General features: G+C 72.6%; 10 protein-coding genes. 5 read left to right on the forward strand and 5 right to left on the reverse strand.

The genetic code is table 11. The annotated features are described in order from the left end of the window. Positions 1-130 precede the first annotated feature (130 nt). A complete protein-coding gene (locus M3Q23_14715; GenBank protein MDP9343311.1) occupies positions 131-2695 on the reverse strand; it encodes a PAS domain S-box protein in 2565 nt (854 codons plus the stop codon). Positions 2696-2868: 173 nt separating this feature from the next. Here M3Q23_14715 and solA point away from each other — a divergent pair, with 173 nt between their 5' ends. Continuing rightward, positions 2869-3993, forward strand: a complete 1125-nt coding sequence (solA, locus tag M3Q23_14720; protein MDP9343312.1) for an N-methyl-L-tryptophan oxidase — start codon at positions 2869-2871, stop codon at positions 3991-3993. A gap of 11 nt (positions 3994-4004) precedes the next feature. Beyond that, on the forward strand, positions 4005-4553 hold the full coding sequence (locus tag M3Q23_14725) for a DUF4307 domain-containing protein (protein ID MDP9343313.1): 549 nt from the start codon (positions 4005-4007) through the stop codon (positions 4551-4553). A gap of 63 nt (positions 4554-4616) precedes the next feature. Here the strand turns inward: M3Q23_14725 and M3Q23_14730 are convergent, their stop codons facing one another. After that, the gene (locus tag M3Q23_14730; GenBank protein MDP9343314.1) at positions 4617-7259 is read right to left on the reverse strand and encodes a GAF domain-containing protein; all 2643 of its coding nucleotides are present in this window, start codon (positions 7257-7259) and stop codon (positions 4617-4619) included. Between the two features lie 197 nt (positions 7260-7456). Here M3Q23_14730 and M3Q23_14735 point away from each other — a divergent pair, with 197 nt between their 5' ends. From M3Q23_14735 to M3Q23_14745, 3 genes are all read left to right on the forward strand, one after another. Beyond that, positions 7457-9130: a hypothetical protein gene (locus tag M3Q23_14735; GenBank protein MDP9343315.1), complete on the forward strand. Its 1674-nt coding sequence runs from the start codon at positions 7457-7459 to the stop codon at positions 9128-9130. Positions 9131-9173: 43 nt separating this feature from the next. Continuing rightward, on the forward strand, positions 9174-10040 hold the full coding sequence (locus tag M3Q23_14740; GenBank protein ID MDP9343316.1) for a PAC2 family protein: 867 nt from the start codon (positions 9174-9176) through the stop codon (positions 10038-10040). A gap of 65 nt (positions 10041-10105) precedes the next feature. Continuing rightward, on the forward strand, positions 10106-10822 hold the full coding sequence (locus M3Q23_14745) for a VIT1/CCC1 transporter family protein (protein MDP9343317.1): 717 nt from the start codon (positions 10106-10108) through the stop codon (positions 10820-10822). Positions 10823-10837: 15 nt separating this feature from the next. Here M3Q23_14745 and pgl read toward each other — a convergent pair whose 3' ends face one another. Genes pgl through M3Q23_14760 form a run of 3 tightly spaced genes read right to left on the reverse strand, consistent with a single transcriptional unit; the run spans position 10838 to position 13430 of the window. Beyond that, positions 10838-11476: a 6-phosphogluconolactonase gene (gene pgl, locus M3Q23_14750; GenBank protein MDP9343318.1), complete on the reverse strand. Its 639-nt coding sequence runs from the start codon at positions 11474-11476 to the stop codon at positions 10838-10840. After that, positions 11473-12996: a glucose-6-phosphate isomerase gene (locus M3Q23_14755; GenBank protein MDP9343319.1), complete on the reverse strand. Its 1524-nt coding sequence runs from the start codon at positions 12994-12996 to the stop codon at positions 11473-11475. Before M3Q23_14755 ends, pgl begins: the two co-directional genes overlap by 4 nt. Continuing rightward, entirely contained in the window at positions 12993-13430 is a 438-nt protein-coding gene (locus tag M3Q23_14760; GenBank protein MDP9343320.1) for a MarR family transcriptional regulator, read from the reverse strand. Before M3Q23_14760 ends, M3Q23_14755 begins: the two co-directional genes overlap by 4 nt. Positions 13431-13478 lie beyond the last annotated feature (48 nt).

Here is a 13478-nt window from a genome sequence, read left to right on the forward strand (position 1 = left end):
TCAGCGATGAGGAGATGGCCGCGATCGGCCCGCGCATCAAGGGGCACACGTTCCATGGTGAGTGGAACTACACGATCGTCCCGCCGTCGCCCGCCGGCTAACTACAGTCATGTAATTCCGTTCCGGACCCTTAGGGCGCCTCGTCCTCCGCGGGATGGCGGTCGGGCAGCCACACGTGGAACGCGGCGCCGCCGCCGGGGCGGTCGTCCGCCCACGCCCGGCCTCCGTGCAGCTCGGCGAACCGGCCCACCAGGGACAGCCCGATGCCGACGCCGGGAGAATGGGACCGGGACTGGGGCCCCTGCCGGAACGGCTCGAACACGGCTTCCTTGAGGTGCTCGGGCGCGCCGGGGCCCGAGTCCTCCACCGTGATCAGCACGCCGTCGCCGTCGCGGCGGGCCCGCACCCAGATGGGCAGTCCGTCCGGCGTGTGGCGGGCCGCGTTCGCCACCAGGTTCTCCACGATCCGCTCCACCTTCGCGCCGTCCACCTCCGCCGTCACCGGCGGGTCCTGCACCTCGATCTCGACCGCGCGGTCCCCGGCCAGCTCGAGGCCCGCCACCACCTGCTCGACCAGCTCCCCGACGTCGGTGGGACGGCGCCGCGGCTCCACGATGCCCCGGGACAGCCGGTCCAGGTCGAGGAGGTCGGACAGCAGCCGGTCCAGCTTGCGGGCGTTCACCGAGAGCCGTTCCAGCATCTCCCGTGACCGGTCCGGCGGGAGATGGTCGCCCTGGCGTTCCATGGTCAGGGCCAGCCCGAGGATGGCCGCCAGCGGCGTCCGCAGCTCGTGCGACACGGCTTCCAGGAACGTGTTCTTCATCTCGTCCAGCGCCAGCAGCCGGCTGGAGACGTCCTTCTCCCGCTCGAACGCGACGCGCAGCGCTTCCTCCGCCCGGTGGCGCTCCGTCACGTCCATGAACACCCCGATCAGCCCGACCCGCTCCCCGTCCCCTTCACGGATCGGCGAGACCCGGGCCGAGGCCACGAAGGAGGTCCCGTCCGGACGGAGGACGTCGAAGTCGCCCGACCACGTGTCGCCCGCGACGGCTTCGGTGTTCACGCGGACCGCGAGGTCGGCGGGGATGGGGATGACCTCGCGGAACCGCCGCCCGATGGCCTCCTCGGCGGACCGGCCGAACAGCCGCCCGGCGAACGCGTTCCAGTACGTGATCCGGTCGTCGCCGTCGGTGGCCACCACCGCGTTCTCCACGATGTCGAGCAGATGCGCCTGGAACCCCAAGGCCTCCTCGGCCCGGCGCCGCTCGGTGAGCTCGGTCCGGGCCGACGTGTACAGCCGGGCGTTGTCGAGGGCCAGGGACGCCAGCTCGGCGAACCGCGACAGCACGGCCACGTCGTCGTCGGTGAACGTGGCCCCCGGCTCCACGTGGACCAGGCCGAGCACCCCGATCACCTTGTCGCCGGAGGTGAGCGGGACTCCCATCCCCGCGTGGAACATCCCGGTGGGCCAGTCGGGGGCGCGCCCGTCCCACGTGTCGTAGTCCTTCACGCAGAGTGTCTCGCCCGTCTCCCACACCTTTCCGCCGAGACCCTCCCCGCGGCGCAGGCGAAAGCCCACGCTCCCCGCGAACAGGCCCAGGCCCACCTGGACCTCGATGGCCTCCTCGGGTTCGTTCACCACGTAGACCCAGCCGTGCTCCGTGCCCACCAATGCCCCGGCCCGGCTGACGATGGCCTCCAGCAGGTCGTCCAGGTCCAGCCGGCGGACCAGGCCGAGCGCCGTCTGGTGCAGGGCCTCCAGGTACTCGCGCTGCGCCTGGAGGCGCCGTTCCCCGACCTTGCGATCGGTGACGTCGCGCACCACCACCTGGACCGCGCTCTCACCGTGGAGCGTGAACGGCGTGGCTGCCACCTCGACGTCGAGCGGCGTCCCGTCGAGCCTCACGAACCGTTCCTCGACCAGCGGGACGCTCTTCCCCTCACGGAGCCGCTGGAGGCGGCCGAGGACCCCGGGGCGGGAGTCCTGGTGGACGAACTCGAGCAACGACCGGCCCAGCAGCTCGTCAGGAAGGCGGGCCCCCAGCAACCGCGCCGCCGCCGTGTTGGCGAACACGACCACGCCATGCTGATGCACCGCGATGGCGTCGGGCGAGAGCTCGACCAGGCTCCGGTACCGTTCCTCCGTCTCCATCAGGGCCTGGTCCTGCCGGTGCCGCTGGACGCTCGCGCCCAGCACGCCGGCCGCGGCCCGCAGCGCCTCGAGCCCTCCCGGCGACCACTCGCCGGAGTCGTCGAAGTCGTCGAACCCCAGGGTCCCCCACCACTCCTTCCCCGCGAACACCGGGACCACGGCGATCGAGTGCAGGCCGTGCCCCTCCAGGGCTCGGCGCTCCGGTTCCGGGAACGCGTCGACCCGGCCGTGGATGGGAGTGCCGCGGGCCAGCGAGCTCGCCCACCGCTCGAACCCGGTGTCGAACGGGCCGGGCAGCTCCGCCGCGGGCTCCCGCGGCTTCGAGCCGGGCGCCGTCCACTCCGCCAGCAGCACCGCGGTGCGCTGTCCCCCGGCGACCGCGTTCTGGAACAGGTGGGCCCGGCTGACCACGGCGGCCTGGCCCAGCGCCGCGAGCACATCCGCGACGACGTCCTCCCACGACGCGGCCCCCAGCAGGGCCTCGGCGGCGTGGGCGACCGCTTCCAGCACGGCCCCGCGAGGGTGCGGCCGGGCCTCCGCCATCGTCCGGCCAACGGGTCCGTGGGGCAGGCGGCCGAGCGGGAGTTCGATGTGAGGTTCGGACATGCCAGATGGGGCCGTTGACGTGGGGCCCTGACGGAGTATCGGCTCTGGGAGGCCGGAAGATGAACGAACCGGGGGAATCCTCGCCGGCCGCGGCCACTACCCTGTCCGTCGTGCGAGAACGGTGGGACGCGGTGGTGGTGGGGGGTGGGGCCATGGGCACCGCCGCGGCCTGGGCCCTGGCCCGCCGGGGCCGGCGCACGCTGCTGCTGGAGCGCTTCCAGATCGGCCACCGGCGGGGAAGCTCGCACGGGCCCACCCGCATCTTCCGCTTCGCCTACCACCATCCCGACTACGTGCGGCTGGCCGTGGCAGCCCGGGACGGATGGCGAGAGCTGGAGCGCGGGGCCGGGGAGAATCTGCTCCACACCACCGGCGGGCTCGACGTCGGGCCGGGAGCCGGCGTGGCGGCCGAGGCCCTGGCCGAGGCCAACGTGCCCTTCCAGTGGATGCGCCCGGAGGATGCGGCCGAGCGGTGGCCCGGACTGGTGGTCCGGGCCGGTGAGCGGCTTCTGTTTCAGGCGGACGCCGGCGTGGTGTCGGCCGGAGCGGCCCTGCTGGCAATGGCCCGAACGGCCCGGAGGGCCGGCGCCGAGATCCGGGAGGACACGCCCGCGGAAGCCGTCACCCCGGACGGGGACGGCGTCGAGGTTCGGACACCGGGAGGGTCGATCGGGGCCCGTGTCGCGGTCCTCACGGCGGGGGCGTGGATGCCGGCGCTCCTTCCCGCGATGGGCCTCGAGACGCCGCTGGCCCTCGAAGTCACCCGGGAACAGGTCACCTACTTCGAACAACGGCGGCCATCCGGCCTCCCGACGCTCATCGAATGGCCAGATCCCACCGATCCCGGCCCCGCGCGGTACGCGGTGCCCGACCCGAGCCTCCCGGGAACGCTCAAGCTCGGCGAGCACCTGGCCGGTCCCGTGGTCGACCCCGAGCTTCGTACCTTCGACCCGGACCCGGTCGCCGAGGCCCGGGTCCACGCCTGGGCGGCCCGGCGCTTCGCCGGCCTCCGCCCTCGCGTATCGGAGACCTGCCTGTACACGACGACTCCGGACGAGGACTTCGTGCTGGATCGCCTCGGCCCGATCGTGGTGGGCTCGGCGTGCAGCGGGCACGGGTTCAAGTTCGCGCCGCTGATCGGCGAGTGCCTCGCGGCGCTGGCCACCGGCGACCCCCCGCCCGTGCCCCTGGAGCGCTTCCGGGCCTCCCGACCGTCCCTCGCGCCGAGGAAGTAGCCTGGAGGACCGTGGGTGCCGTAAAGGACCGATGCGCCCGGTGCGGGCGGCCCGTCGAGCCCGGGGAGCACCTGTGCGCCGTGTGCCGGGAGGAAGGTCCCGGGCCGGTCGCCACCAGGACCACCGGGGCCACCGCCACGAGGGAGCGCCGTCCCCCGCCGGAGCTTCAGGAGCGGGTCCGCCGGTGGCCGCCGGAGATGCCCCGCCCCAGCCCGGTCCAGTACCACGCCACCGTCATGGTCGCGGTCTTCCTGGTGCTGGTGGGCATCGCGGTGTTCGCGTTCTGGTCCCACCACGGCGTGGGCCCGTTCCAGGGCTCGGTCACGCAGTTCCGGCTCTCGGCGGGCCAGTCGCTCACGGTGGTGGCGACCGTGGAGAACCAGGGCTCCAAAGCGGCCCGGTCCACCTGCCGGATCTCGGCACGCAACGCCAGCCACACCGAGGTCGCGGGTGACATGGTGCTCACCCCGCCGGTCCCGGCGCACGGCAGCGTCACCCTGCGGCATTCCATCCCCGGAGTGGCAGCGCCGCCCGCGGATGTGACCATCTCCTGCACCTGAGGGTCCGCCGGGCCTGGCTGGATGGCCTCGGCCGCGGCCCGCGGCCGCGCGGCGCGCCGAGGACTACCGGGCGTCGTTCGAGTGGTGGCGCAGCCCGCCGGCATGCAGCCGGAGGAACACCTGCACCACATTCGGGTCGAACTGGGCCCCCGCCGCGTCGCGCAGCCGGCGGAGCGCCTCCTCCTCCGGGAGCGCCTTCCGGTAGGACCGGTCCGAGGTCATCGCGTGGTAGGCGTCGCACACGAAGATGATCCGGGCGGCCAGCGGGATGTCCTCGCCGGCCAGGGCGTCGGGGTACCCCATGCCGTCCCACCGCTCGTGGCAGGAACGCACGACGGGACGGACCGGCTGGAGGAACTCCACCGGGGCCAGGATCTGCTCCCCGATCTCGGGATGCCGCTGCATGACGGCCATCTCCTCCTCGGTCAGGGCGCTCGGCTTGTTGATGATGTCGCTCGACACGCCGATCTTCCCGATGTCGTGGAAGATGCCGGCGAGCTCGAGGGTCCGGAGCTCCTCGTCGGTCATCCCCATGTCCTCACCGACGTGCAGGGCCAGCTCGGCGACCTCCCGGGCGTGGCCGTGCGTGTACTCGTCCTTGGCCTCCAGCGCGTTCGCCAGCACCTCCACGGTCTGGAGGAACGCGTGCTCCAGGTCGGCGAACCGGGTGGCGTTGCCGAGCGCGAGCGACGCGATGTCCGCGACCCCCCGGGCCAGGCGGAACTGGCGCGATGAGAAGGTCGCCTCGGGTGGACCCGAGGCCACCAGGACGCCCAGACCGTCCGGCTCCCACCGCATGGGAGCCACCAGCGTGGGCTGGCCGGCCGGATTCAGATGGAACTTCTCGGGGATCTCGGCGACCACCTCGGCGGGCAGGAAGAAGGGCTCCTCCACCGACAGCAGGTAGCGCTGGCCCAGCTCGGCGGGGAAGGTCATGACGCGCAGTCGATCGGCATCCGCGCTCGAGAACCCCACGGTGGCGCGGCACCGGAAGCTCCCCTCGGGGCCCTGGAGCCACGCCGACACGCTCATGCCCCCGAACAGCTCCGAGAGCGACCCGACCACCTCGGCCGTGACCCGGCCGGGGTCGCGGGTCCGGGTCAGGGCCTGGGACACGCGGAGCAGCGCGTTCGCGGTTTCGGCGGACTGCCGCTCCTCCTCGAACAGGCGGGCGTTCTGGAAGGCCACCGCGGCGTGGGAGGCCAGTGACTCCAGCAGGCGGAGGTCGTCGGCGTCGAACTGGTTCAGCCCGAGCTTCGACAGCACGATGGTCCCGATCGGTCGGTTGTCGAACTTCATCGGCACGGCCAGGATCGACTCGTCGATCACCGGCGTGCCGGGGATGAGCACCGCGAACTCGCACTGCGCCGCGTCGGCCGCGTAGATGGGCTCGCCGGTCTCCGCCACCCGGCCCGTGATCCCCTCCCCCACCATGGTGACGAGGTGCTCGTAGGTCTCCCCCTGGTACTCGGTGAGCTCGCCCTTGAAGGCCACGGGCACCAGGGTCCGGCCGTCGCCCTCCAGCAGGTGGATCCGGCAGTTGTGGTAGTCGAGGAGGTTGCGGAGCTCCTGGAGCACGGTCTCGCCGATGCGCCGGACGTCCTGGAGCCGGTTCAGCTTGCTGGACAGGGTCTGGAGCAGCTTCAGGTGCCCCACCATCCGGGCCTCGTGCTGCGGGACGGCGCGCACGCCGCTCCACTCCTCCTCCAGGTAGGAGGACACGCGGTTGCGGCCCGCCGACTTCGCCGTGAGCAGCGCGTGGTTGGCGCAGGCCATCAGCTCCTGCGGCCCGGCGGCCTGTGAGGGCCCCTCGGCCACGCCGATGCTCACGGTCACCTTGGTGGGGTCCCCGTTGAAGGCGGCGTCGGCGATCCGCTCCCGGAGGGCCTCCGCCAGCGAGACGGCGTCCGCCGAGCCGGTCACCGGCATGATGACCGCGAACTCCTCGCCGCCCACCCGGCACACCACGTCCCGGGGCCGCGACTCCGTTCGCATCAAGGTTCCTAATCCGGCCAGGACGTGGTCGCCCGCCAGGTGGCCGTGCTGCTGGTTGACTCGCTGGAAGTCGTCGATGTCGATGAGGGCCAGGGACACCGGCACCCGCCCCCTGGCTGCCCGCCGGAGCTCCTCCGCCAGGCGCTCCTGGAAGTAGCGGTGGTTGTACACGCCGGTCAGCGCGTCGGTGACGATCTCCGCCTCCAGGCGCTCCCGGATCTTGGCGTTGTCAACGGCCAGCGCCGCCAGCTCCGCGAACCGTTCCGCCAGCTCCAGCTCGGTCTCGGCGAAGCCGTTCCCGCGGCCGTGGCGGTACAGGTTCAGCATGCCCTTGAGCTCGCCCCGGGCCACCAGCGGCACCGTGAGCAGCGACTCCTCCTCCACCGGGGTGCCCTCGATGTGGCGCGCTCGCGGATCGAGGTCGGCGTCGTTCACCAGCACGGCCTCCCGGCGCTCGGCGGCGGCCCCGGTGATGCCCTCCCCGAACCGGCAGATGCCCTGGGCCAGGATCTCGTCCTCGTGCGGGTCGCGGACCAGCACCGCCCGGAGCTCGCGGATCGCCGCGTCCGCCTCGTAGATGATCAGCGAGTCGTTCGGGATGAGCGTGGCCACCGCGTCCGCGATGGAATCGAGCAGGCGGGTGAGATCGGACTCCGACACCAGCAGCCGCGCCACGTCGGAGAGCACGCGATGTGAACCGTCCGCTTCCACGGACGCCCTGAGGTCCTGCACGAACTCCTCCCGCATCACCCTGCACCAGGGCGGTCACAGGAGATGTCGGCTCCGGATGGGGGGCCTTTAGCTGGCCCAGCAGCTTTGAGACGAAGGTCCTAGCCCGAGCTTGGTTCGCTGTTTCGCCGGGGAATCAAACGAGGTAGAACATCGGTTGGACGCACTGGAGACAGCAGATGAGGGATGCGGGCTTCTTCCGGCGCCCCGGGCTTCTGCTCCCGGCGGTGCTGGGGCCGGTGGTGGAGACCATCGCGGTCCGGCTCCAGGGACCGGCGGGCTCGGCCGCACTGGCCCCCCAGGTCACCGCACCGCCTCCGCTCGACCTGTTCCACGACCTCCGCTGGATCTCCGTGTTCCACAACTCGTGGATCGGGCTCGCGCTCGAGCTGTCCGCCATGGTGGCCCTGCGGAGCCTGTGGGTGGCCTGGGCGGTCCACCGGTCCTGGCCGTCGGACGGCTCTGGCCCCTTGGGCCCTGGACAGGACCCGCCGTCCAAACCATTGCCGTCGCTGCTGGCCTCGGCACGCTGGGTGGCCATCTTCTACTCCATCGCCATCGTGCTGTTCGTGCCCTGGGTCATCGTTCTGGCCGGTCAGGCCATCTCGCACGTCTCGTTCCTGTTCTTCGCTGCCCTCCCGCCGGCGCTGGCCATCGCGGCCGTCCTGCCCCGGGCCGCGGCCAGCCACGCGGCGGGACGGCTGTGGGAATGGCGGCCCACCTGGCGGAGCGCGGGCTGGGTCCTGGCCGCGTTCATGTGGCTGAGCGCCGCCGGCGCGATCACCGCGACGACTCCGCTGCCGGTCGCCGTGCTCGCGGCGGCCGCCGCGGGGCTGGCCAATGCCCGGGCGTGGTTCGGGGTGGTCCAGGACATCGCCACCCGCCGGGAGCGCCGGCCCCTCCGGGCGCTGGCGCCCGCTCTGGTGGGCGCGATCTTCGCCGTGACGGTGGGCGGAACCGCCATCGGGTTCGCGGTGACCTCGGGCCACGGCCACCGGTCGGAAGCGGTCGGTCCCCCTCCCGCGGCGCAGCCCGGCGAGCACCCCGTGCTGCTCGCGGCGGGCCTGCACAGCCGGTTGGCACCGGTCCCCCCGCTCGACCTGCCCGGCGGCTACGTGGGGTGGCGGTTCTCCTACCGGGGACTGGACGGCAAGGGCCGGCCGTTGCCGTATGGCCCAGGGGCCACGCAGCATTCCCTGGCAGGGTCGGCCCGGCTGATGGCCCTGCAGGTCGAGGAGCTCCACCGCGCCTACGGCGAGCCCGTCACGCTGGTGGGCGAGAGCGAGGGAGCCCTGGTGGCCCGGACCTACTTGCTGAAGTTCTACCGGCCCGACTCCCACGACGTCGACCGCTTCATCACGCTCGACATGCCCTCCGGCGTGGCCGGGGTGTACTTCCCGCCCCGCGGACAGCAGGGATGGGGCGTCGGGACGGGGTGGGGACTGCGAGGGCTGGCCCACCTGCTCGGCGCCATCGCCCCGCTCGACCTCTCCGCGGACTCACCCCTGATGCGGGAGGTGCTGGACTGCCGGACCACGCTCTCCCAGCAGGCCGCGTCCCCACCACCGCCGGGGGTGACCGAGGTACAGGTAGAGGCCCTGGCCGACTGGGTCGACCCGCCCCCCGCGGCGCCCCCCGGCGTGCCCACCTATGTCATCGCGTCCACCCACGGCGGCCTGGTCCAGAGCGCCCAGGTGCAGGAGCTCATCCGCGGCATCATCGACGGCGACGCCGGCTCGCACTCCGGCGTCCCGGGCAGGCTGGCGGAGGTGGTGGGGGCCACGGCTCGGGCCTGGCTCCTGCCCACCCTCCCGGCCGACCTCGGCCCCCAGCCCGCCTGCGCCGGCGCCTGAGCCGCTCACGTTGGCCGTCACGACCGCGGGGTAATCTCTGCGCGTGGACCCCATCCTGTTCTCGAGCCATCCAACGCTGGAACGGCCCACGCTGGTCACGGCGTTCCGGGGATGGAACGACGCCGGCGAGTCGGCCAGCGCCGCCGCCTCGTTCCTCAAGGACCGGTGGAAGGCCACCATGTTCGCCCGGCTCGACCCCGAGGAGTTCTTCGACTTCCAGGTGACCCGGCCCGTGGTGAGACTGGTGGACGGGGTCAGCCGGGTCATCGAGTGGCCCGCCAACGAGTTCCATCACGCCCGGGTGGCGGGGCGGGACGTGGTGCTGTTCATCGGGGGCGAGCCCAACGTGCGGTGGCGGACCTTCGCCACGGCGATCGTGGACATGGGCCGGACCCTGGGCGCCGAGCGGCTGGTGACCCTGGGCGCGTTCCTGGCCGACGTGGCCCACACCCGCGAGGTCCCGGTGGTGGGCTCCGCGCCCGACCCCGAGGAAGCCGTCCGCCTCGACCTCGCCACCTCCCGCTACGAGGGCCCCACCGGCATCGTGGGCGTGGTGCACGACCTGTCCAACCGGGCCGGCCTGCCCTCGGTGAGCTTCTGGGCGGCGGTCCCCCACTACGTGCCGGCGGGGGTCAATCCGAAGGCCGTCCTGGCGCTGGTGTCCCGGATCGGCTCGTTCCTGGACGTCCCGGTGGACGTGGAGGAGCTCTCGCCGGCCGTCACCGCATGGGAACAACGCGTGACGGAGCTCGTTGAAGAGAACGAGACCCTCGCCGAGTACGTCCGGCGGCTGGAAGAGGCTGCCGCCACCCCTCCCACGCCGAACGTGTCCGGCGAGTCCCTGGCCGCGGAGGTCGAACGGTTCCTCCGCGACATCGGACAGGAGGGCCGGGACGGCGAGGAGCGGTAGGGGGAAATGTGCTTCGAGGCCTGCTGAGACCGAGGACGCCACCCATCAGCCCGCACCGCGGGCCGGTGGCCACCGACGACGACAAGCCCGTGGCCGCGACCGGGAAGAGTGGGACGCTCCGTGCCGCCATCTTCGGCGTGAACGACGGGCTGGTGTCGAACCTCAGCTTGATCATGGGCGTCACCGGGGCCGGCGTCGGCAACCGCGTCATCCTGCTGGCCGGCGTGGCGGGGCTGATGGCGGGGGCGTTCTCCATGGCCGCTGGCGAGTACATCTCAATGCGGACCCAGCGCGAGGTGTTCGAGCGGCTGATCCACCTGGAGGCCCACGAGCTCGCCACCGAGCCGGAGGAGGAGCGCGAGGAGCTGATCGAGATCTACCGGAACAAGGGCGTGCCGGCGGACATCGCCGAGCAGCTCGTGGAGGTCCTGCACCGCGACCCCGACCTGGCCCTGGAGACGCACGCCCGCGAGGAGCTCGGGCTCGACCCGCAGTCGGGCCTGGGGTCACCGTGGGGAGCGGCCGGATCGTCGTTCGTCACGTTCGCCTTCGGCGCCATCGTGCCGCTGATCCCCTTCATGGTGGGCTCCGGCGTGGCCGCGGCGCTCGCCGCCATCGCCGCCAGCGCCGTCACACTGTTCGCCGTCGGCGCGGCGATGTCGATCCTGACCGGCAAGCGCTTCTACACGTCCGGGGTCCGGATGCTGCTGGTCGGCGCCGTGGCCGCCGGGATCACGTACGGTGTGGGACGCCTGCTCCACGTCGGCGGCGCGACGGTCTGAGCGGCGCTGCTCCAGTCAGCCGGGCAGGCCCTCCGCGGCGGCCCGGTCCGCCAGCACGACCACCCGGCCCGCCGCCACCCGCGCCGCCGGGACGTCTCCGTCCGACAGGAGCTGCTCCAGCGGACCGCGCTTGTTCTCCCCCTCCACCAGGAACACCGCCAGCCGGGCCGCGGACAGCACCGGCAGGGTAAGGGTCATCCGGGTGTGGTCGGGGCGTTCCACCAGCAGGGCGAGCCTGTCGGTGACATCGAGCGCGGGGTCGCCGGGGAACAGCGACGCCGTGTGCCCGTCCTCTCCCAGCCCAAGGAACTCCAGGTCGAACCGGGGCACCCCGTCCCCGAACACCGACCGCAGCGCCTCCTCGTACCCCCCGGGATCGCAGGCCACCATGGCGTGCACCCGGGCCGGCACCTTCGACAGCAGGGCGTGGTTGGCCATGGCGAAGTTCGAGTCGGGGTGGTCGGCCGGGACACAGCGCTCGTCCCCGAAGAACACGTCGACCTCGTCCCAGGGATACGGCGTCTCGGCGAGGCGCTCGTAGACCGGCCGGGGCGTGGAGCCGCCCGACAGCGCGACCGTCCTCGGCTCCGCCTCCAGGAACAGGTCGACGGCCGCCCCGGGCAGGTCGTCCACCACCCGCAGCTCCCGGCTCACGCGCTCTCCAGCTCCGGGAACGACACCCGGACGACGCGCCGGCCCCGGTCGCGCAGGGCCATGAGGTCCCCCGCCGCCTGCGCCGCCAGCAGGTGCCCGAACGTGTACAGCTGGCCGGGGATCGGCACGTCCCTCGACGGCTCCTCCACCACCTGCACGAACAGCCCGGTGTTGGGGCCGCCCTTGTGCAGCTGCCCGGTCGAGTGCAGGAAGCGTGGGCCGAACCCCACCGTGGTGGCCAGACGGAGCTGGTCCCGCAGCCGCATCCGGACGCCGTGGAGCCGCCGGATGGTGCCGTCGTTGCGGGGCACGTACGCCTGGATGGCCAGGTAGTTCCCGGGCTCCGCCTGCTCCAGCAGCTGGTCGAGGTGGCCCGGGTCGACCGCCGGAATCTCGCCGGCGGCCAGGATCCGTTTCGTGGCGTCCTTCGCCGACTGGACGTCTGGCTGGTCGAACGGCTGGATGCCCAGCACCGCCCCCGCCACCGCGGTGGCGAACTCCCACCGGAACATCTCGGCGCCCAGCTCGATCGGTTCTTCGAACGGGAGCCGCACCACCGCGTGGCCGGCCACGGCCATGGCTTCCACGCTCTTGCCTGCTTCGCCCATCACGGCGAACAGGCGGTCGTCGCCGTAGACCTCGGGCGGGCCCACGTCCTCACCCTCCACGGGAAGGATGCCCCGCCCCTGCTTGCCGGTGGACTCCGCGATGAGCTGCTCGACCCAGTACCCGAAGCTGGCGATGGGCACCGGCAGCACCAGTGTGAGCTTGTCCATCCCGGCCAGGGCGGCCTCGCCCATGGTCGCCCCCAGGGCCATCCCCGGGTTGTCCTCGGCGGGGACCGTGGGCCCGCACGCCGACGCCATCCGCACGGCGCCTTCCAGCAGTCCGTCCAGGTCCATTCCCACCAGGGCCGCGTTCACCAGCCCGAAGTGCGACAACGCCGAGTAGCGCCCCCCGAGGTTGGGATCCGCCTCGAACACCCGCCGGAACCCCCGGTCCCGTCCCGTCTGGCCGAGGGACGTGCCAGGATCGGTGACCGCCACGAAATGCGATCCGTCGGGGATCTGCTCCCAGAAGTACGCCAGGTGGGACAGCGTCTCCGTGGTGGTCCCCGACTTGCTGGCGATCACGAATAGCGTCTTCGATACGTCGAGCGACTCCTGGACCGCCAGGATCTGATCCGGGTTCGTGGTGTCCAGCACGATCAGGTCGAGCGCGCCCGGAGCGGCGCCGAAGGTCTCCCGGAACACCTCCGGGGCCAGGCTGGAGCCGCCCATCCCGGCAAGCACCGCGGTGGTGAGACCGTCGTCCGCGCACTCCCGGGCGAAGGCACGGAGCTCGCGGACGTGCTCGCGCATGTCGGCGGCCACGGTGAGCCACCCCAGGCGGTCGGTGATCTCCGTCGGGTCCGGGCTCCACACCGTGTGGTCCTTCTCCCAGATCCGCCGGCCGATGTGTTCCTCCTGGAACGCGGCCAGCCGGTCCTGGACAGCCCCCTGGAGCCCGGTCTCCGTCACGCTTCGATCTCCTCCTCCTCGCCGATCAGCATCTCCAGCGACGACCGGAGCTGGTCGTACCGGCGATCGCCCAGCTGCCGCCGGGCCCGGCCCTCCACCGCCAGCAGGGTCCGCCGCGCCTCCGCGACGTAACGCCGCCCCCGGGCCGTGAGGCGGACCACCTTGGCCCGCCCGTCCTCGGGGTCGGGGACCCGGCGGACGTAGCCCCGACCCTCGAGGTCGTCCACCAAGAGCATCATTCCCTGCTTGCTCATCCTGGCACGCCGGGCCAGTTCGGTCAGGCGCGTACCAGCGCGCCGGTCGATGTTCATGAACACGGCGGCGTGCCCGGCCCGGGCGTCCGGGTACCCCCGCTCCACCAGCCCCTGGACCAGCTCGCCCGACAGCGTCCGCTGGGCTTCCTGGAGGAGGCGCGCGAGATGGGGTTGGGCCATGAGGCCGATCCTCCCACCGCCCCGGCCACATCGTCATCTCGCTTGACG

The sequence above is a fragment of the Actinomycetota bacterium genome (assembly GCA_030774015.1).
Taxonomy (GTDB): Bacteria; Actinomycetota; UBA4738; order UBA4738; family JACQTL01; genus JALYLZ01.